Annotated in this window: 16 protein-coding genes; 7 read left to right on the top strand and 9 right to left on the bottom strand. The window is 67.6% G+C overall.

Annotation, left to right across the window (positions count from 1 at the left end; all coding sequences use genetic code 11):
• Positions 1-21: 21 nt before the first annotated feature.
• Positions 22-1263 carry a ferritin-like domain-containing protein gene (locus ABD683_RS14040; protein WP_344770581.1) on the top strand — a complete coding sequence of 414 codons (1242 nt, stop codon included), beginning with the start codon at positions 22-24 and terminating at the stop codon, positions 1261-1263.
• 59 nt (positions 1264-1322) lie between these two features.
• On the opposite strand, the gene ABD683_RS14035 is transcribed toward ABD683_RS14040, so the two are convergent.
• From ABD683_RS14035 to ligA, 3 genes are all read right to left on the bottom strand, one after another.
• Positions 1323-2171: a pseudouridine synthase gene (locus tag ABD683_RS14035; protein ID WP_344771606.1), complete on the bottom strand. Its 849-nt coding sequence runs from the start codon at positions 2169-2171 to the stop codon at positions 1323-1325.
• 93 nt (positions 2172-2264) lie between these two features.
• Positions 2265-2510 (bottom strand): DUF1272 domain-containing protein, encoded by a 246-nt coding sequence (locus tag ABD683_RS14030; protein WP_344770580.1) that lies wholly within the window; start codon positions 2508-2510, stop codon positions 2265-2267.
• Positions 2503-4575 carry an NAD-dependent DNA ligase LigA gene (ligA, locus tag ABD683_RS14025; RefSeq protein ID WP_344770579.1) on the bottom strand — a complete coding sequence of 691 codons (2073 nt, stop codon included), beginning with the start codon at positions 4573-4575 and terminating at the stop codon, positions 2503-2505. The genes ABD683_RS14030 and ligA overlap by 8 nt, the downstream gene beginning before the upstream one ends.
• A 63-nt stretch (positions 4576-4638) precedes the next feature.
• On the opposite strand from ligA, the gene ABD683_RS14020 reads away from it, so the two are divergent.
• Entirely contained in the window at positions 4639-4995 is a 357-nt protein-coding gene (locus ABD683_RS14020; RefSeq protein ID WP_344770578.1) for a hypothetical protein, read from the top strand.
• Between the two features lie 2 nt (positions 4996-4997).
• Here the strand turns inward: ABD683_RS14020 and ABD683_RS14015 are convergent, their stop codons facing one another.
• From ABD683_RS14015 to ABD683_RS13995, 5 genes are all read right to left on the bottom strand, one after another.
• Positions 4998-5963 (bottom strand): uroporphyrinogen decarboxylase/cobalamine-independent methonine synthase family protein, encoded by a 966-nt coding sequence (locus ABD683_RS14015; protein ID WP_344770577.1) that lies wholly within the window; start codon positions 5961-5963, stop codon positions 4998-5000.
• The gene (gene mnmA, locus ABD683_RS14010; protein WP_344770576.1) at positions 5960-7048 is read right to left on the bottom strand and encodes a tRNA 2-thiouridine(34) synthase MnmA; all 1089 of its coding nucleotides are present in this window, start codon (positions 7046-7048) and stop codon (positions 5960-5962) included. The genes ABD683_RS14015 and mnmA overlap by 4 nt, the downstream gene beginning before the upstream one ends.
• Positions 7045-8250 (bottom strand): cysteine desulfurase family protein, encoded by a 1206-nt coding sequence (locus ABD683_RS14005; protein ID WP_344770575.1) that lies wholly within the window; start codon positions 8248-8250, stop codon positions 7045-7047. The genes mnmA and ABD683_RS14005 overlap by 4 nt, the downstream gene beginning before the upstream one ends.
• A gap of 67 nt (positions 8251-8317) precedes the next feature.
• Positions 8318-9187: a hypothetical protein gene (locus ABD683_RS14000; RefSeq protein WP_344770574.1), complete on the bottom strand. Its 870-nt coding sequence runs from the start codon at positions 9185-9187 to the stop codon at positions 8318-8320.
• The gene (locus tag ABD683_RS13995) at positions 9178-9711 is read right to left on the bottom strand and encodes a hypothetical protein (RefSeq protein WP_344770572.1); all 534 of its coding nucleotides are present in this window, start codon (positions 9709-9711) and stop codon (positions 9178-9180) included. The genes ABD683_RS14000 and ABD683_RS13995 overlap by 10 nt, the downstream gene beginning before the upstream one ends.
• 63 nt (positions 9712-9774) lie before the next feature.
• Between ABD683_RS13995 and ABD683_RS13990 the strand changes: the two genes are divergently transcribed.
• Entirely contained in the window at positions 9775-14331 is a 4557-nt protein-coding gene (locus ABD683_RS13990) for an FtsK/SpoIIIE domain-containing protein (RefSeq protein ID WP_344770571.1), read from the top strand.
• Between the two features lie 58 nt (positions 14332-14389).
• On the opposite strand, the gene ABD683_RS13985 is transcribed toward ABD683_RS13990, so the two are convergent.
• Complete coding sequence (locus ABD683_RS13985) at positions 14390-14695, bottom strand: WXG100 family type VII secretion target (protein WP_344770569.1); 306 nt, start codon at positions 14693-14695, stop codon at positions 14390-14392.
• A 202-nt stretch (positions 14696-14897) separates the two neighbouring features.
• Here ABD683_RS13985 and ABD683_RS13980 point away from each other — a divergent pair, with 202 nt between their 5' ends.
• The 4 genes from ABD683_RS13980 to ABD683_RS13965 all read left to right on the top strand — a co-directional run bounded on the left by ABD683_RS13980 (position 14898) and on the right by ABD683_RS13965 (position 19303).
• A complete protein-coding gene (locus ABD683_RS13980) occupies positions 14898-16304 on the top strand; it encodes a hypothetical protein (protein ID WP_344770568.1) in 1407 nt (468 codons plus the stop codon).
• A complete protein-coding gene (locus ABD683_RS13975) occupies positions 16304-16873 on the top strand; it encodes a hypothetical protein (protein ID WP_344770567.1) in 570 nt (189 codons plus the stop codon). Before ABD683_RS13980 ends, ABD683_RS13975 begins: the two co-directional genes overlap by 1 nt.
• Positions 16874-16953: 80 nt before the next feature.
• A complete protein-coding gene (locus ABD683_RS13970) occupies positions 16954-17301 on the top strand; it encodes a hypothetical protein (RefSeq protein WP_344770566.1) in 348 nt (115 codons plus the stop codon).
• 16 nt (positions 17302-17317) lie between these two features.
• The gene (locus tag ABD683_RS13965) at positions 17318-19303 is read left to right on the top strand and encodes a DUF6571 family protein (protein WP_344770564.1); all 1986 of its coding nucleotides are present in this window, start codon (positions 17318-17320) and stop codon (positions 19301-19303) included.
• Positions 19304-19313 lie beyond the last annotated feature (10 nt).

The raw sequence follows: 19313 nt of genomic DNA, 5'->3' as shown, positions 1-19313 counted from the left end.
AGCCGCGATAGCGTCGGCACCATGGCTGAGCCGACGATCAGGGTCGAGACGCGCGAAGAGCTGATCTACCTGCTGGCGGAGGCGACGGCAGTCGAGCACAGCATCCTGTGCTGCTACCTGTACGCGGCATGGAGTCTCAAGCGCACCGAAGAGGACGGGCTGACTCTCGAGCAGGTCGAGTCGGTCCAGCAGTGGCGCACGGTCATCCTGTCGGTCGCGGTCGAGGAGATGGGGCACCTCGCGCTCGCTGCGAACCTCGCCTCCACCATCGGCGCCGGGCCACATTTTTCCCGCCCTGAGTTCCCGATACCTCCGGGAGTCCTGCCCTCGGGCCTCATCCTCGAGCTCTCGGGATTCTCGCCGCCCCTCCTCGACCATTTCATCTACCTCGAGCGACCCGAGGGCGTCGAGCTCGAGGATGCGACCGGTTTTGATCACCCGGTTGCGTACGACCGCACGGTGAAGAAGGGCCGCCTGATGCCCGGCGCTCAGGACTACGAGACGATCGGCCACCTCTATCGCGGCATCCTGCACGGCTTCGAGGGACTCGTACACATGCACGGCGCCGACGACGTCTTCTGCGGTGACCCGGAAGCCCAGATCGGACCGGCCGAGGCATCTCTCCCGGGCCTGATCCCGGTCACGGATCTTGCCAGCGCCAAGGCGGCGATCAACACGATCATCGAGCAGGGCGAAGGCGCTCCGAGCCACTCGGAGGACAGTCACTACCAACGCTTCGTACGCATCAAGGACGAGTACGAGGCCTTCCTTGCCGACGACCCCACGTTCGAGCCCGCGTTCCCCGTCGCACGCAATCCGGTGTCACGGCAGTCGTGGAGCACCGAGCCCCTGGTCCTCGTCAACGAGCCGGAGGCGGAGCTGGTGCTCGACCTGGCCAACTCGCTCTACAGCCTGATGGTGCGCGCCCTCGTCCAGTCGTGGGGCCGCGACGTGGGATACCGCGACGACAAGGCACCCCTGATGACCCTCGCGATCGAGCTGATGTTCGTGCTCGAGGGCATTGCCTGCCACCTCGCGAGCCTGCCGGCCAGCCCGGATCACCCTGGCGTCAACGCCGGCATGACGTTCTCCCTTCCGGGCGACATCCAGCGCCATCCCGAAGGACGTTCTGAGCAGGTGCTCATGAAGGAGCGTCTTGAGGAGATGGCCACCCAAGCGGCCCACCTGTTCGATCTGGACCATCCGCTTGCGAAGGTGCCGAAGAAGCTCACCGACATCGGCAAAAAGCTCAACTTCGCCTGAGCAGCGGTGGATTTGCAACCGAAAGGGCGACGCATCGCGCGATCGGTGAGAACTCAACCTCATGACTGCTCTTTGGGTTGAATATCCACCGCTCCCGGTATGGGGATGTCGCGCACCGCACGAAACTCTCGAGGCGAACCGTCGACGGGGTCGGTGAATGAGAGCTCGGCTGCCAACAGTTGCAGCGGGTGGCCGAAGTTGTCGACCTCGATGTCCTGCACCACCGGATAGAGCGGGTCGTTGACGATCGGGATGCCGAGATCGTTCATGTGCCGACGCAGCTGATGCGTGCGACCGGTGCGAGGTGAGAGTCGATAGACGCCACAACCGTCAGAGAACGACTCCAGCTCGATCGACGTCTCGGCGTTGGGCGACTCACCCGGCACCACCTCGACCTGCCACGAGCCTCGCCGCTTGACGATGTGGTTGCTCACTGTCACCGGCAGCTCGAGGTCTGGGCGCACCGGCGCCAGCGCTCGATAGGTCTTGGTCACGAGGTTGTCCTGGAAGAGGGTTTGGTAGGGGCCGCGCCAACGCCGCTGCGTCGCCAGCAACAGCAGGCCCGACGTCACCCGATCGAGCCGGTGCAGCGGCGAGAGCTCCGGCAGGCCGAGCTCGTCGCGCAGTCGTACGACGACGCTCTGGCGCACATGCCGGCCCCGCGGGATCGACGACAGGAACGCCGGTTTGTCGACCACGATCAATCGCTTGTCGCGGTGCACGACGTGGATCTCGCCGGGCACCTCGGCCTCGTCGACCAGATCACGGTGAAACCACACGAAGGTGTGCGGCGTGTAGGAGTCACCGTCGGCGACGGGCCGGAGGTCGTCGTACACGAATCGCTCCCCGGCAAGCATCCCGGCGACGTCCACCCGCTCGGGCAGTCGGTGGTGCAGCCACTCACCCATCGTCGACCACGGGGCGTCAGGCGATCGGTCGGGCGTGCGCAGCCACGCAGCTCCCAGCCCGTGGCGCGGCGGCAGCGGTGAACGGGGAGGCACTCAGTCGCTCGTGGGGGCCATCAGGTCGGGATTGAACACCCGCACGGTTGACGGCGGGTCCTGCGCCAGGCGCGCGGCAGACGGTATGGGGCGCTGGACCATCTCGCCGCCACAGTTGGGGCACGAGCCGAGAACCTCGGCGCAATCGCGGCACCAGGTGCACTCGTACGTGCAGATCATCGCGCCGTCGGACAGCGGGTCGAGGTCCTTGTCGCACCGCTCACAGCTGGGCCGGATCTCAAGCATCGGGAGGGCCCTCAGCAAGGAGCTTCTCGAAGCCGGCCTCGTCCAGGATCGGACGCCCCAGCTCCTCGGCCTTGTCGGCCTTGGAGCCGGCGTTCTCACCGACCACGACGTAGTCGGTCTTCTTGGACACCGATCCGGACGCCTTGCCACCGCGGGCGATGATCGCCTCCTTGACGGAGTCGCGGGTGAACCGCTCGAGCGAACCTGTCACGACGATCGTGAGTCCCTCGAGCGTTCGCGGGATCGACTCATCGCGCTCGTCCTCCATGCGTACGCCGGCAGCCTTCCACTGGTCGACGATGCCCTGGTGCCAGTCGACCGTGAACCACTCGGCGGCCGCCTCGGCGATGGTGGGGCCGACGCCGTCGACGGCTGCCAGCTCCGCGGCAGAGGCGTGGCGGATCGCGTCCATCGACGTGAAGTGCGTCGCCAGTGCCCGAGCAGCCGTCGGGCCGACGTGACGGATCGACAATGCCACGAGCACGCGCCACAGCGGCTGGGTCTTGGCCTTCTCGAGGTTGTCGAGCAACGCGAGGCCGTTGGCGCTGAGCACCCGGTCCCCGTCCTCGCCCTTCTTGGCCGCGCGGGTGTAGAGCGGAACCTGGAGCAGCTGCTCCTCGGTGAGACCGAACAGTCCGCCCTCGTCGACCAGGACGCCCGCCTCGAGCAGCGCGATCGCGCCCTCCCAGCCGAACACCTCGATGTCGAACGCGCCCCTGCCACCGACGTGCGTCAACCGCTCGCGCAGCTGAGACGGGCACGTGCGGGTGTTGGGGCAGCGAATGTCCTTGTCGCCCTCGCGGGAGGGTGCCAGCTTGGTGCCGCAGGCGGGGCAATGGGTCGGCATGACGAACTCGCGCTCGGTGCCGTCACGCAGCGCGACCACGGGGCCGACGATCTCGGGGATCACGTCACCGGCCTTGCGGAGCACCACCATGTCGCCGATCAGCACGCCTTTGCGTTTGACCTCGTGCTGGTTGTGCAGCGTTGCCATCTGGACGGTCGAGCCAGAGACCCGGACCGGCTCCATCACGCCGAACGGCGTCACCCGCCCCGTACGTCCGACGTTGACCGTGATGTCGAGAAGGCGGGTGTTGACCTCCTCGGGAGGGTATTTCCACGCGATGGCCCAGCGCGGGGCCCGCGAGGTCGAGCCGAGGCGGCCCTGCAGGGCGACCTGGTCGACCTTGACCACGACACCGTCGATCTCGTGGATCACGTCGTGGCGGTGCTCGCCGTAGTAGTCGATGAACTCCTCGACGGCCGCCAGATCTGGCACCACCTTGATGCGGTCACTGGTCGGAAGACCCCAGGCCTTGAGCGCTTCGTACGCCTCGCTCTGACGCTTGGGAGTGAACCCTTCGCGGTAGCCGATGCCGTGGCACACCATCGACAGCGGTCGGCTCGCCGTGACCGACGCGTCCTTCATGCGCAGCGTGCCGGCGGCGGCATTGCGGGGGTTGGAGAACGGGGTGTTGCCGGCCTCTCCCCATGCCTTGTTGAACTCCTCGAACGCCTCGGTCGGGAAGAACACCTCACCGCGGACCTCGACGTAGGCCGGGATCGGGTGCTTCGTGGAGGCCTTGAGCCGGTGCGGGATGACGCCGATCGTGCGGACGTTGTTGGTGACGTCCTCGCCGACCCGGCCGTCGCCACGGGTGACACCCCGGGTGAGCTTGCCGTCCTCGTAGGTCAGTGAGATCGCGAGGCCGTCGACCTTGAGCTCGCACAGGAACTCGGCGTCGTCGATGCCCTCGCGGACGATGCGGGCGTGCCACGCCTCGAGCTCGGGGATGCTGAACGCGTTGTCGAGGCTCATCAGGCGCTCGCGGTGCTCGTAGGCCTCGAACGTCGACGAGATCATGCCGCCGACCTGCTGTGTCGGCGAGTCGGGCGTACGGAGCTCGGGCAGCTGCTCCTCGAGGTCCTGGAGCTCGCGGATCAGCGCGTCGTACTCACCGTCGGAGATCGTGGGCGCGTCGTCGCGGTGGTAGCGCTGTCGGTGCTCCTCGATGACCTCGGCCAGCTCCTTGTGCCGTTGCCGGAGTTCGTCATCGCTCGCCATGTGCCGACTTTATCGCCGCGGGGCGACACTCCGCGCGGAGGCGACTCGGCCTACGCTCGTCGGGTGGCAAAGCTCGTGATCCTGATCCCGCTCCTGACCGTGGCGGTCTTCGTCCTTCAGCGGCTCGTGGTGCGGCATGCAACCCACGCGAGCACCGTCGAGCGCGTGCTCGCCGATGGACTCCCTGCCGACGCAGTGGTGCTCGACACGTACGACACCGGCAACCGCGTCAGCTCGATCTTCCTGATGACCAAGCTGAGCCTGCGGATCGAGGAGTCCTCCGGCGTCCCAGCCTTCGAGACCGACATCGTTGTCCCGATCAGCCCGGTCAAGCTGGCCGACTTCGCCGTCGGAAGGACCATCAGGGTTCGCGTCGACCCAGCGACCAAGGACGTCGCAGTGGATCAACCGACCCGCTGACCTCAGCTGCCGTCGGCGACACCCTGCGCGACCGACAGTGCCCTGCGCGCCCACGCGGGTGACGCGCCGGCCATGCCGCAGCTCGGGGTCACCACCAGACGGTCGGCGTACGCCTCGTGGTCGAACCCGAGGCGACCGAAGAACGTCTCGATCCGCCCGGCGACAGCAGCGTCTGTCACCTCGGCATCCAATGACGGCACCGCACCGGGCCACAGGTCGACGCCGCCCTCGTACGCCTCTGCCCAGGCGTCTTCGGGCTTGGCGAGGGCAAGGTCGAACGAGATCGCCGTGAATCCCGCACCCGCCAGCAACGCCACCGGCACGTCGGGAGCGCACGAGTGCACGACCGGTCGGGCTCCCGCGTCGACGATCGCGCGGGTGATCATCGTGAGCAGGGCGTCGGCCTCTGGCGGGTGCACGCTGCGATGGCGGCCAAAACCGCTGGCTGTCGGTATGCCGCCCGTCATCACCGCGACGATCGACGGCTCATCGATCTGCACGATGACGTCGGCCTTGGCAAAGCGGCGGCGCGCATCGCTGATGTGCGTGAGCAGCCCTTCGGCGAGTGACTCGGCGATCTCGCGGCGAGCCCCGTGATCGGCGAGCATCTTGTCGCCACGCGGCCGCTCGACCATCGCGGCCAGGGTCAACGGGCCGGCGACCTGCAGCTTGAGCGGACCGACGTGGTCCCCGGCGAGCTCCTCGACGGTGTCGAGGTCCTGGGCCAGGAGCGACCGGGCGCGACGCAGGTCAGCGCCTTCGCCGGCGCCGAGCCGCCACCCATCAGGTTGCAGGTCTGCCTGGATGCCTGCGAGCACCGAGAGCCCGCGACCGATCATGCCTGCGTGGACGCCTCGAGCGGGTAGCTCGGGGACGTACGGCAGCCCGCCCACCTCACCCGTGACGACGCGGAACGACTCGGCGAAGTCGGTGCCGGGCATCGAGCCGATACCGGTGGCGAGACTCACGCGGAGACACGGCGGTCGGTATGACTGATCGTTGCTGAGCCGACGACCCGGGTGCCGTCATAGATCACGCAGGCCTGGCCCGGAGCGATGCCGCTGGCCGGGTCGTGGAGCTCAACGCGTACGTCATCGCCATCGACCACGACGGTGGCGCGGTGCTCCTCACCATGGGCACGCAGCTGCACGGTGCAGTCGAGCGACTCGGTCGGCGCGGTGCCACACCACAGCGGCCTGATCGCGTCGAGGTGGTCGACCACCAACGACTCGCGAGGACCCACCGTGACGGTGCCGCTGACCGGTTCGATGTCGAGCACGAAGCGTGGCTTGCCGTCATCTGCAGGGATGCCGAGCCGCAGGCCACGACGCTGACCGATCGTGAACGCGTACGCACCGTCATGCTCACCGACGACCGCACCGTCCTCGTCGACGATCGCGCCCGGCTTGGCACCCAGCTTGTCGCCGAGCCAACCGGCATTGTCACCGTCGGGGATGAAGCAGATGTCGTGGCTGTCGGGCTTCTGCGCGACCTGGATGCCGCGGGCGGCCGCCTCGGCCCGTATGACGTCCTTGGTCGTGTCGCCGAGCGGGAACAGCGAGTGCGCCAGCTGCTCCTGCGTCAGCACGCCGAGGACGTAGGACTGGTCCTTGCCCATGTCGATCGCACGATGCATCTCGATCGTGCCGTCATCGGCGGTACGCAGCTGCGCGTAGTGACCCGTTGCGACGGCATCGAAGCCGAGCGCGAGCGCCCTGTCGAGCACCGCGGCGAACTTGATCTTCTCGTTGCAGCGCAGGCACGGGTTGGGGGTCCGCCCAGCCGTGTATTCGGCGATGAAGTCGTCGACCACCTCGTCGGCGAACTCCTCGCTCATGTCCCACACGTAGAACGGGATGCCGAGCTCGTCCGCGGCACGGCGGGCATCGCCGGCATCCTCGATCGAGCAGCATCCGCGCGCACCTGTCCGGTAAGAGCGCGGGTTGCGGCTCAGCGCGAGATGTACGCCGGTGACGTCGTGACCTGCGTCGACAGCACGTGCAGCGGCGACAGCCGAGTCGACGCCGCCCGACATCGCGGCGATGATCCTCATGAGCCACTCCGTACGAGGTGGGCCCGCTTCGCTCGCTCGTGCACGGCGGGCAGTGCGGCGATCAGCGCATCCACGTCGGCCTCGGTCGAGGTGTGGCCGAGGCTGAACCGCAGCGACCCACGTGCGGCGACGTCGTCGTAGCCCATCGCGAGGAGCACATGACTCGGCTGCGGCACACCGGCATCGCAGGCCGAACCCGTCGAGCACTCGATGCCTTGGGCGTCGAGGAGCATCAGCATGGCGTCGCCCTCGCAGCCAGGGAACGTGACGTGCGCGATGTTGGGCAGCCGGTGACCGGCACCCGGCAGCGGGTCGCCGTTGATGATCGCGTCCGGCACGACGTGGCGGATCCCGTCGATCATGCGCTGACGCAGCCGCTCGATGCGCTCGCCAGTCTCGGCCTGCTGGGCGAGCGTGATGTCGACGGCCTTGGCGAACGCGGCGATCAGTGCGACGCCGATCGTGCCGGAGCGCAGGTCGCGTTCCTGGCCGCCGCCGTGCAGCAAGGGCGTCGCCTCGATCTCCCGGCGGATCAGCAGCGCACCCACACCCACGGGACCGCCCAGCTTGTGCGCCGTGATCGTCATGGCGTCGAGCCCGCTGGCGGTGAAGTCGAGCGGGAGGTAGCCGGCCGCCTGCACGGCATCACTGTGCACGGGGATGTCGTACGTACGGGCGATGTCGACGACCTCGGCGATCGGCTGCACCGTGCCCATCTCGTTGTTGGCCCACATCGTGGTGATCGCCGCGACGCGCTCGGGCGCGGCCGCGACGCTGGCACGCAGGTCGTCGACCAGGATGCGACCGGCTCCGTCGACGGGTGTCATGTCGATCTCGGCACCTTCGTGCTTGGCCAGCCAGGTCACCGGGTCGAGCAGCGCGTGGTGCTCGATCGAGCTGAAGACGATGCGGTTGCGGGCAGGATCCTGCGCCAGCCGCGACCAGTAGAGGCCCTTGATGGCGAGGTTGTTGGCCTCGGTACCGCCGGAGCAGAACACGATCTCACTGGGACGCGCACCGAAGCGCTCGGCGATCAGCTCGCGTGCCTCCTCGACGGTACGACGGGCGGCACGGCCGGAGGCGTGCAGCGACGACGCGTTGCCGGTGACGGCGAGCTCGCGGGCCATCACGGCGATCGCCTCAGGAACCATCGGCGTGGTGGCCGCGTGGTCGAGATAGGTCGTACGTCCAGAGTCGTTCATTGCTCAACTAGCCTAGCGCGGCGCAACGCCCGGGCGATGCCACGCTCAACCAGCCGAGAGTCCGGGCTCAGCGGACCTTGGTCACCCGGGTCTGGACCTCGCGGACGACAACAGGAACATCGTCGTCGACCTGGAGAGTCCTGAACTCGGCCGGGATCAACGAGGCGTCGAGCGCGGTTCCGCCGGCCTCGATCCGCAGGTCGTAGACGACCGACACCGTCGCGGTGTAGTCGCCTGCCCGCCGGTAGTCGTAGGCGCAGGTGTCGGATCGCGTCACCGACATCGGGCACGTGAACGGCGCTGACCCGTCGCCGGGGGTGATGCGGAGCCCACGCGGTGTCGCGATCGCGACCATGCCAAGGGCCTCAGAGCCGCGGATCTCTCCGGCCGGGGCACCGTCGGCCCACCACCAGGTGTCGAGGTTGACCAGTGTGCGGCCGGGCGGGTTGAAGGTCGCCTGGATGGTCGGCATGTCCAGCGCGCCAATCGCTGACATGATGCGATCCTCGATCGTGATGGCAGGGACGTCGTCGTTCCAGTACCACCTGTCGTAGGTCGAGCCATCGGGTCGTTGGCACATGATGTAGACGACGTAGGAGTCCTCGTTGGGCTTGGGGGTTCCCTCGAGCTCCTTGGGATCCTGCACCGCCGCGGGATCGTTCATCCAGCACGCATCATCGCCGATGCACAAGTCGTCGTAGGGCGCCTCGAGCTCACACGGCGGCTTGGATGATCCACCGCCGCCGTCGCCGGGTGTGGTCCCGCCGTCCTCGTACCTCACGCATTTGTACTCGAACTTCTTGGGATCCTTGCTGATCTGTACGAAGCCCCACTCGGCGCAGTCGGCGGCCGAGGCAGGCGCCGCCGTGACCATCAGGATGAGACCTGCTGTCAGGGCGATCGACGAGACAGCGCTGATCAGTCGTCTCATGGGCATGTCGCATCAGCCTTCTCTGCGACGTCGACCACGATCCACGCGCCGTCGCGCTTCTCGAGCTTCGCCTGGTAGGGAAACGGGTCGCCTGCCGGCAGCGGTGGCAGGTCCTTGCCGTCGGCGGTCTTGGCGCCCCACGGGGAGTCGTCGCGGCAGACCAGCGAGGTGGCGGTGTCGCCGTCAACCGTGGTCTGGAAGTCACTGAACTTCGGCTTGCCGACGCGAAGCAGGCCTTCGTCGGCCTGGTCGCCGAGCTTCTTCAGGTCGCGCTCGACGAACGTTCCGTCGGCAACGCTGGAGAAGGCCGCGGGACTGACGTCGCCGGAGTTGGCGAGCTGGACGTAGACATCCCAGTAGCGCTGGTAGGCGGCAGATGCCTCGTCTGCTTCTGACTTGGCGGTCGTCGGTGATGCGCTGACCTTGGGGTCGGGCTTGTCATCCGTGCACGCCGCAAGGCTGACGGAGAGGGTGAGTGTGGCCAATGAGGCGAGCAGTACCCGCTTCACGCCCCCGAGCGAGAAGTTCACAGGGACACCGTAACAAGTTCTGTGCCCTCATTCCTCCCGAGACCCTTCGATACGCTGTGGCCCATGCGACTCTTCACCACGGTGGAGTCGGCCAGCTCGGGGGAACGACGCGACGCCATCGTCAGCTATTCGCCCGAGTCCACGGTCGGCGATCTTGCCAGCCACCTCGCGGGTCTTCGTGACCGGCCGGAGGCTGCGGGTTCCAACGTCGTCGCCATCGATCCTGCACGTCGACGCACCGCGAGCGAGGTCAACCGCGCCCCCGACGTCTACCTCGGCATGACGAAGCTCGATCCCGGCGTCACGATCGACGCGAGCGACGTACGCCATGGCGCGGTGCTCGGGCTGCGTGCACCGTCCACCCACCAGGAGATCGAGCCCGAGGGCCTGGTCGAGGTTCGCGTCAGCTCGGGACGGGGTGCCGGCCGCGTCCACCGACTCGGCATCGGCACCACCGTGGTCGGCTCCGGGCAGCACTGCCAGATCCGGATCGACGATCCCGACGTCCCCGACGAGGCCGCGACGCTCACGGTTGACCTGCAGGGTGCCGTGCACGTGTCCCCCGCACCCGGCACGGCCGACCTCACGATTCCGGCGCCCCTGCGCCGCGAGCCCGCGACCGAGCCGATCGTGCTGCAGGCCAGCTCCCTCGACACCCACAAGGTCAGGCGTCGACGCAGGAAGACCGTGACCGAGATGCGGATCGGTGACCGGGTCGATCCGCTGGCCCCGGTGCCGATGATCCACCTGGACCGACGCCCGGTCACCGAGGACGACACGACCTGGCAGCCGGGTGACGTGCTGGGGATCGGCCACGTGCTCCTGGAGCAGGTCGAGATCACCGAGCCCGACGCATCGTTGTCGCGTTCGCCGTCGCTCCCCGAGCTCGACTACAACCGACCTCCACGCCTGCACCCCGCTCCCCGCGTCCAGGAGTTCAGCCTGCCGACGGAGCCACGACGGCCGGAGAAGATGCCGATCCCGTTCCTGATGGTGATCTCGCCGATGCTCATGAGCGGCTCGATGTTCTTCATCACCCGGTCGATGTACTCGCTCATCTTCATGGTGATGATGCCGATGATGATGCTGCTCAACGCGAGCGGCTCACGTCGTACGCAGAAACGTCGCTACCAGGAGCAGCTCGAGGAGTTCCGCAAGCGCCGGGTCCAGGTGGAGGAGGCCGCCGTCGACTCCCTGCTCGCCGAGCGCTCGATGCGACGGAGCACCTACCCCGATCCTGCCTCCGTCCTGCTGTTCGCGACGGGTCCCCGGGCACGGCTGTGGGAGCGCCGCCGCTGGGACCCGGACTTCCTGACCCTTCGCGTGGGTACGAGCGACCTGCCGTCGGACGTCGTCGTCCAGGACGGCACCCGAGAGGCACACGAGGGACCGCTGCGCTGGACGGCACCCGACGTACCCGTGACGATCTCGATGGGTCGCACGGGCGTGCTGGGTGTCGCCGGCCAGGCCGATGAGTGCCGTACGACCGCCTCCTGGCTCCTGGCCCAGACCGCCGCCCTGCACAGCCCCACCGACGCCTCGGTGTGGGTGTTCACCGACCCCGATGGCGCCGACCAGTGGGACTGGACCAAGTGGCTGCCTCACACCCGCAACGACGACGACCACCCGCGCCCGGTCAAGCTGGCCCTGGATGAGCAGAACGCGGCCGGGATGATCTCGGAGCTCAGCGGCGAGCTCGAGGCGCGCAAGCAGGTCGACGAGAAGTCTCGCGAGGGGCTCTCGCGGATCCTCGTCGTGCTGGACGGAGCTCGTGAGCTGCGCATGTCGACCGGCATGATCTCGCTGCTCAAGGACGGTCCCTCCGTCCACATGTACTTCATCTGCCTCGACCGCACCTCACGTCAGCTGCCTGAGGAGTGCCGCGCCGTGCTCGAGCACCGCGACGGCACGCTCAACCTCGAGACCACCGAGGAGCACCACCTCGACGCGATCCGCCCCGACGGGGTGGGACAGGACTGGCTCGACCGGCTGGCCCGGGCACTGGCACCGATCCGTGACGTCAGCACCGAGGACCTCAGCTCCAGCCTCCCCGCCTCGAGCCGGCTGCTCGACGTCCTGCACCTCGAGCACCCCTCCGGCGAGGCGTTGACCGAGGGATGGCTGGCGCGCGGACGCACCACCCGGGCGGTCATCGGCGAGGGCATCGACGGCCCGTTCACGATCGACGTACGCGCCGACGGCCCCCACGGACTCATCGCCGGCACCACCGGCTCGGGCAAGTCCGAGCTGCTGCAGACCATCATCGCCTCGCTCGCGGTCGGCAACCGTCCCGACGAGTTCAACTTCGTCCTGATCGACTACAAGGGCGGTGCGGCGTTCAAGGACTGCCAGCACCTCCCCCACACGGTCGGCATGGTCACCGACCTCGACGGGCACCTCACGACCCGCGCCCTCGACTCGCTCGGCGCCGAGCTGCGCCGGCGCGAGCACCAGCTCGCCGACGCCGACGCCAAGGACATCGAGGACTACATCGCCGGCCGCAAGGCCGGCGACGAGCCCATGCCGCGACTGCTGATCGTCATCGACGAGTTCGCAGCCCTGGTGGCCGAGCTCCCCGACTTCGTCACCGGTCTCGTCGACGTCGCCCGGCGTGGCCGCTCGCTCGGTGTCCACCTCATCCTCGCGACCCAGCGTCCTGCCGGCGTCGTCAACGCCGAGATCAAGTCCAACACCAACCTGCGCATCGCCCTGCGGGTCACCGACGGCAACGACTCCGACGACGTCATCGAGTCACCCGTCGCGGCGCGCATCTCCAAGAGCTTCCCGGGTCGCGCCTACGCACGCCTGGGACACTCGTCCCTCACGCCGTTCCAGAGCTCCCGCGTCGGTGGCCGACCTCGCGGCAGCGAGGCCGACGACCTCGCCTCCCAGGCGTTCGGCTGGCGCGACCTCCCGCAAGCAGGCCAGCGCGCCGTCGTCGAGGAGGTCGAGGACGACGTGAGCACGCCGACCGACCTGGCCAATCTCGTCGCGGCGATCCAGTCGGCCAACGACCTGATCGGGCTCGCCCCGATGCGCAAGCCCTGGCTGCCCCCTCTCCCCGAGCAGCTGTCTCTCGACAGCCTTTCCGTCGCGGCACCCGAGGACGGTGTCATCCCGCCGATACCTCTCGGACGGTCTGACATCCCGCACCTCCAGCAGCAGGTCGACGAGGTCTGGGACCTCGAGGGTGGTGGTCACCTCATGATCGCCGGGCAGTCACGCTCGGGCCGTTCGTCATCGTTGCGGGTCCTGGCCGGGGCCATCGCACGCCAGTGCTCACCCGCCGACGTGCACCTGTACGGCCTCGACGCCGGCAACAACGCGCTGCTCCCGCTCGTCTCGCTGCCACACGTCGGTGCGGTTGTCACCCGTACGCAGGTCGACCGGGTCTACCGTCTCCTCGACTTCCTGCAGAAAGAGCTCGCCCGGCGCCAGCAGTCGCTCGCCGAGCACGGATTCGCCGACATCGGCGAGCAGCGGAGGGCCGCCGGACCCGGCGATCGGATGCCCTACCTGGTCGTGCTCCTCGACCGGCTCGAGGGCTACACCGCCGCGTTCGAGTCCGTCGACGGCGGCGTGCTGGTCGATCGCATCACCGGACTCCTCCAGGAAGGAGCCGGCGTCGGCATCCGCTTCGTCATCGCCGCTGACCGCTCCGGCGTGCTCGGCAGGATCTCGACGCTCGTCGAGGACCGCATCATGCTCTCGATGAGCGATCCGAGCGACTTCTCCGCGATCGGGCTGAGCAACAAGGAAGTCCCATCCGTGATGTCTCCTGGTCGCGCCTTCCGCGGCGGCGAGCGTCCCCGCGAGATGCAGTGGGCGCTGCTCGACGAGACCGGGGTCGGCACGGACCAGGTGCGGGCGCTCCACGAGATCGGCCGCTCCTCGAGCGAACGCTTCGCCGACCTGCCCCGCTCCGTGCGTCCTCAGCGGATCGACGAGCTCCCTGCGTCCCTCGGACTTGCCGAGGCGATGCAGCTCGACCCGCTGTCGCCGAGTCCCTCGTTCGTGCCGGTCGGCGTCGGCGGAGACACACTCTCCCTGCAGGGATTCGATCCCTTGACCGACGGACCGGGATTCCTGGTCGCGGGACCGCCGCGCTCGGGCAAGAGCAACGCCCTGCAGGTGATCGTGCGCCAGCAGCTCGACCAGCGGCGACAGGTCGTCGTGTTCACGCCGCGCATCTCGCCGTTGCGCGACCAGCGGGTGGGTCGCCACCTCAGGATCTTCACCGGCGACGAACCCATCAATGACATCAAGGACGCTCTCGCGTCACTGTCCAAAGAGCACACCGTCGTGGTCGACGACTTCGACGTCATCGGGGCCGACTCGCCATTGGGGCAGGCACTCGCCGAGCACTTCGCGACGATGCGCGACACCACCAGCGTCATGGTCGTCGCAGCCAACATCGACGAGATCCTGTCGCTCTACCGCGGGCTGCCGGTCGAGCTCAAGCGCGGTCGTACGGGCCTCGTGCTCGCCCCTCGGTCAAGCAGCGACGGCGACGTCCTCAACGCGCGACTGCCCCGTTCGGTGGGTGCGTCGCTGCCGGTCGGGCGTGGCGTGCTGACGCACGCGGCAGGGTGGCGCTGGGTGCAGGTGCCCAAGGTCTAGGTGAGCCACGCAGAAGGGGAGCGGCCGAAGCCACTCCCCTTCGCGAAGATGCCGTGTGTCAGCGCGGCGACGTCAGCGGCGCCAGCACAGGGTGCAGGTCCGCTTCCTTGGCGCCCTCGGCGAACTTGTTGTGCTGGTAGGCGACATCCGTACCGGCAGTCGAGAACGCCTGGCACAGCTTGGTCAGCGACGTCTTGAACGTTGCCCACGCCTCGTTGAACTCGGAGGCACCCTTGGAGGTCCACTCCTCGTTCGCCGTGTTCAGCGAACCATCAACGTTGCTGACCATGAGGTCGGTGTCCTGCATCGACTTCTCCAGCGTCTTGTACAGCGCCTCGAGGTCTTCGATTCTTGCTCTAGCCATGCGGCCGCTCTCCTCCGTTAGGTCCGTCCCCCGACACCCCGCCGAAGGACCCACATCGGTCTTTTCTCAGATAGTAGACCAGGTCCCTTCACGACGCCCAAAGACCCGTCCGCGTACGCATATACTTCGACTCGCCCATCGAGCAACGGGCTGACGGGGGTCACGGGATGCAGATCGAAGCAGGCGGCACGGTGGTGTCGACATGACCGTGACGCTCGAGATCGCCGGACTCCGCAGCGCGATCACCAAGCTGGACGCGCTGGTGTCCGTCATCGGATCGGCCCGCAACCGCGCCCTGCTCGGCACACCGACATCTCTGCCGAGCCTGACCGACAGCTCCGCGCTCGCGCGAAAGGCAGCCTGGCTCACCGACCAGAAGACCGAGGTCCTCCAACCGCTGCTCGACCTGGCCATCCTGCTCGACGACACCCATACCGGCTCGGTCTCCTTCGTCGGCAGCAGCGACATCGACAGCATCAACGCCAAGCTCGCCGCCGAGCTGGCCAAGCAGCTGGCGACACCGCCCGTGCTCGGCACCTCGTCGGAGGAGCTCAACGAGCTGCTCGAGATCGCCCGCCGCGCGGGCCTCGACCCGACCGCATACGCCGACGTGCTCCAGCTCTACTACGTCACCAAGGCGGCCGAGAAGGCCGGGATCGACCTCACGACGTGGGACGTCAGCCTGGGCGCGGAGGCCGTGAGCGAGCACTACGAGCTGACGTACGCCTATTACGCACAGCTCATGCTCGACAACCCCAACTTCCGCTGGGCCGGCATGGCCGCCATGATCGGGCCGTCGTTCGCCGCCGGCTTCGAGGACATCGAGTTCTTCCAGACGATCGCGCGCGACCTCGCCGACAAGCTCGGACCGGTGCCCGACTGGTTGCTGCCGTTCCCGGTCAACCAGCTCGACGAGCTCTCCGACCTGGGCGCCGACGAGCTGCAGTTCTACCAGACGACATTCCTGCAGATGCAAAAAGACATCTTCTACGACGCGTCGATGATGCACGAGGCCTACCTCGAGGGCGGGTTGGGCAACATCGAGGAGCTGCGTCGGGCCGGCCTCCTGGGCACCGACCCACGTCAGGCCGACCAGGCATACAACGCGTGGGTCGACATCAACACCGCCAGCCGGACGGGCGACACCGAGCTGCTCAACCACGGCAACGAACAGCTGCTCTACCGCGAGCAGTACTACACGATCGCCGACCAGTACCAAGACATGAAGAACCACGACCCGACCGGCGAGGTGATGACCTACATGATGGGCCTGGTGGGTCAGCCGTCGATCCCGGGCTCCCACACGCTCGGCGAGGTCGACGACCCCATCAAGTTCCAGGTCGACACCATGCCGCTCGTACCTGGCGTGCAGGGCGGCGAGGTCAGCGTCAACATCCCGCGCTCCAACATCGCCGACTTCGACACCCGGTGGGGGCTGATCGAGGACGACACCCTGCCGGCCTACCTCGACCTGCTCAAGAACGACCCCGACCAGGTCGAGGACATCCTCAACCAAGACGTGCGGGAGCGGATCGACGAGATGCGGCTCTCCGAACGCTGGCCGGACATACTCGACAGCCTGGTCGACACCGATGTGAGGCTGTGGTGATGCGCCGCCTGCTGATCCCACTCGTCGCACTGCTCATGCTGGCCGCCTGCAATGGAGAAGACATGAACGACAAGGACTCGCCCAACCCGACGGCTCGTACGAGTGTCGACGGGGTCGAGGTCTGGGACCTCACCGGCACCCCCACAGCCACGTCGTTCGGCATCCCCGAGGACAAGGCGGCCGGCGTCTACGAAACCCAGAAGCCCCGCACGGTGCGTTTCATCCTCCCCGAGGGCGCAGAGCTCACGGTCGAGGCCACGCTGGTGACCTTCGAACGCTTCGGTGAAGGCGATGCGGCGCACTTCACCTTCGCGATCCGTACGGCCCAGCTCGAGCCCGATGCACTCGTCACGGACTACCGCGACATCCTCGTGCAGCTCAAGGTGTCCACCGACGCCGCAGACAAGCTGGCGGCCGAGATCGCGTCGGCACCCGACGACCAGACCGAGCGCGTCGACGTGGGTTCGGACGAGGTCACGCTGGACGGCCTGGCGATCGGTGCCCAGGCGGGTCTCGCGCCGATCGCAGGGTCGGGCAGGATCATCATCGGCGGTTCCTGGCGACGTTGAGCAGGACCAGACGCGAACGGCGCCGCCGTGAACGCATATAGTTCCAACTGACTAGTTGTTGGCAGACCACGGGGGGTCAGATGACAGGCGAGGAAGACAAGCCGGACGAGCCCAATCTCTACAAGGGCACGCTCGAACGCTGCCGCGACACGTTGATCCCCGACTGCCGCGACACGGTCCACGAAGGAACCGGCTCGCCGGCGCAGGCCATCGCCGGCCCGATCGGCGAGGGTGGCTGGGAGTGCCGCGAGGCCACCGAGTGGCTGACGGAGCTCACCGAGCACTGCAACGGCATCCTCGACGCGTTCGACGACGCGATCGACGCTGTGCGCAGCGAGGCGAGCGCACAGCCCGAGCGAGTCCCGGCCCATGACTGGCGTGGCAACAACTGGCCACGGACCTGGTCCATGGAACAACGGATGCGTTGATCGGACAGGAGACACGATGCACGTCACGATCGACCACGCCAAGCTCACCAGCGCAGCAACCAAGCTCGAAGAGCTCGCCAATCGCATAGACGGTCAAAAGAGCCGCGCGACGTCCGGCACGCCGATCGGCCTGCCGACGCTGGGCGCCTCGCCGCTCGGCCCCAAGGTCCGGTGGATGCGCGACGAGCTCCCCAAGCTCCAGGGTCTCGCCGCGATCGGCCTGCTGCTCGACACCGAGGGCAACGGGCACGCGACGTTCGACGTCAACAACAACGTCGACGACATCCGGGCGATGCTCGGAGAGACGCTGGCCAACAAGAGCAGCGAGGTCCGGACGTGGGACAAGGAGGGCTACGAGCAGTACGCCGACCTGTTCGCCAAGTGGACCGAGGACCCCACCGTGATGTCGTCGTTCTACACGACGCTCGGGCCTGAAGGCACGCTCCGGTTCATGAGCAACGCAGCCCAGGATCCGCAGGGCTACGGACTCAAGCCCGAGGTGCAGCAGCAGCTCCTCGACGACCTTCGCGACGGACTCGAGACCGCCACGACCTCTGATGACTTCGACGACGTCTCGTTCGGGCACGGACTGGTCGAGCAGGCCACGATCGACGTCGAGGACATCGCCCGCGAACCCGGTTACAACCCGTCGGGCGCGCTGGCGTTCCTGCTTCGCGACGGCACGTTCGATCGGCCGTTCCTGCAGACCGTCGCCACCGACCTCGACCAGTACGAACGCATCGAGAAGGACGGTGCCCGCGGGCTCTGGGGCACCCGGCCCACCAACGGCGCCGACTTCGGGCAGTTCATGCCCTACGGCACCGCCATGACCTACGACAACCTCGACCCGATGTCGGGACTGATGTCGGCGATGGAGAACGACCCGGAGTACGCGCTGGAGTTCTTCAGCGATGACAGCCACCCCGAGGGCATCCACACCAGGTCCTACTACTACATCCACGACCGCAACTGGGACCAGGACGCCTACGAGAGCATCACCGGCGTACTCGATGCCGCCACGACCGATCCCGACCTGATCTCCGACCCGCAGTCGACCAGCGCGCGACAGGCGGCCCTGCTGGCTTCACGCACGGTCGACTACCTGTCCGAGCGCGACAACTTCGACTCGATCCTCGAGCGGTTCGAGTTCGTCGACAACGGCGCACCCGAGAGCATCGCGCACATCCTGTCGACCTACATGGCGGGCGTCGACAACGCCCTGTTGCCCAATGCCAACGGCGACGTCGATCCCGGCATCTTCACGCTGTCGTCCGACGCCCACAACGCCGACATGCCCAACGTGCCGCTGTTCGACCGCGGCTCGCTCGAGAAGCTTTCGCTGTTCGCCATGGCGAGCGACGACGGCTTCGCCGAGCTGCGCAACGGTCTCAACGACTACCGCGCCGACAAGCTGAGCGCGCTGGCCGACCAGGTCGCGGGAAGCCCCGACGACGACTTCCAGTCGCGGCTCACGACGGGTCTGCAGGCCGATGCGAGGCTCGAGGGCTTCTTCGTCCACACCATCGGTGAGGACAAGATCCACGACGGCGAGGAGGCCGACAAGCGCACCCAGGGCTGGATCGACTTCGGCTCCGACGTCTTCGACCTGCTCCCGGTTCCCGGACTCGACAAGATGGCCGAGGGCACGACCAAGGACATCATCAGCGCGGCGGTCGATCGGGGCAAGGGCGACGGCAAGGATGCCATCACCGACTGGCTCGTGCACGCCGAGGACGACGCCCGCGCCAGCTCCACCGAGGCGGCCGAGTCGACGCTGCAGCAGCAGAGCTACCTCGTCGCGACCCTGCTGGCCGAGCGCAACCTGGCCGGCGACCCCAACATCGACGTTCCCAGCTGGGACGAATACCAGGCCATGAACGACGGGGATCAGGCCACCGTGCTGTCCAACCTGATGTCGGGCAAGGACGGTGTCGGCGATCACTTCAGCATCGACGACTACCAGCAGGCCTACAATGCCGAGTTCTTCGACTACTTCAAGTGACCTGGAGCCT

Source organism: Aeromicrobium panaciterrae (assembly GCF_039537165.1).
Taxonomy (GTDB): Bacteria; Actinomycetota; Actinomycetes; order Propionibacteriales; family Nocardioidaceae; genus Aeromicrobium; species Aeromicrobium panaciterrae.
The sequence above is the reverse complement of the archived record's forward strand: the minus strand, read 5'-3'. Positions and strand labels throughout refer to the sequence as shown.

Coding starts and splice junctions, on each gene's coding strand:
- ligA (WP_344770579.1), bottom strand. CDS start 4,575: ATGGCGAGCGATGACGAACTCCGGCAACGGCACAAGGAGCTGGCCGAG.
- ABD683_RS13980 (WP_344770568.1), top strand. CDS start 14,898: ATGACCGTGACGCTCGAGATCGCCGGACTCCGCAGCGCGATCACCAAG.
- ABD683_RS14005 (WP_344770575.1), bottom strand. CDS start 8,250: ATGAACGACTCTGGACGTACGACCTATCTCGACCACGCGGCCACCACG.
- ABD683_RS13990 (WP_344770571.1), top strand. CDS start 9,775: ATGCGACTCTTCACCACGGTGGAGTCGGCCAGCTCGGGGGAACGACGC.
- ABD683_RS13970 (WP_344770566.1), top strand. CDS start 16,954: ATGACAGGCGAGGAAGACAAGCCGGACGAGCCCAATCTCTACAAGGGC.
- ABD683_RS13975 (WP_344770567.1), top strand. CDS start 16,304: ATGCGCCGCCTGCTGATCCCACTCGTCGCACTGCTCATGCTGGCCGCC.
- ABD683_RS13965 (WP_344770564.1), top strand. CDS start 17,318: ATGCACGTCACGATCGACCACGCCAAGCTCACCAGCGCAGCAACCAAG.
- ABD683_RS13985 (WP_344770569.1), bottom strand. CDS start 14,695: ATGGCTAGAGCAAGAATCGAAGACCTCGAGGCGCTGTACAAGACGCTG.
- ABD683_RS14040 (WP_344770581.1), top strand. CDS start 22: ATGGCTGAGCCGACGATCAGGGTCGAGACGCGCGAAGAGCTGATCTAC.
- ABD683_RS14030 (WP_344770580.1), bottom strand. CDS start 2,510: ATGCTTGAGATCCGGCCCAGCTGTGAGCGGTGCGACAAGGACCTCGAC.
- mnmA (WP_344770576.1), bottom strand. CDS start 7,048: ATGAGGATCATCGCCGCGATGTCGGGCGGCGTCGACTCGGCTGTCGCC.
- ABD683_RS14000 (WP_344770574.1), bottom strand. CDS start 9,187: ATGCCCATGAGACGACTGATCAGCGCTGTCTCGTCGATCGCCCTGACA.
- ABD683_RS14035 (WP_344771606.1), bottom strand. CDS start 2,171: ATGGGTGAGTGGCTGCACCACCGACTGCCCGAGCGGGTGGACGTCGCC.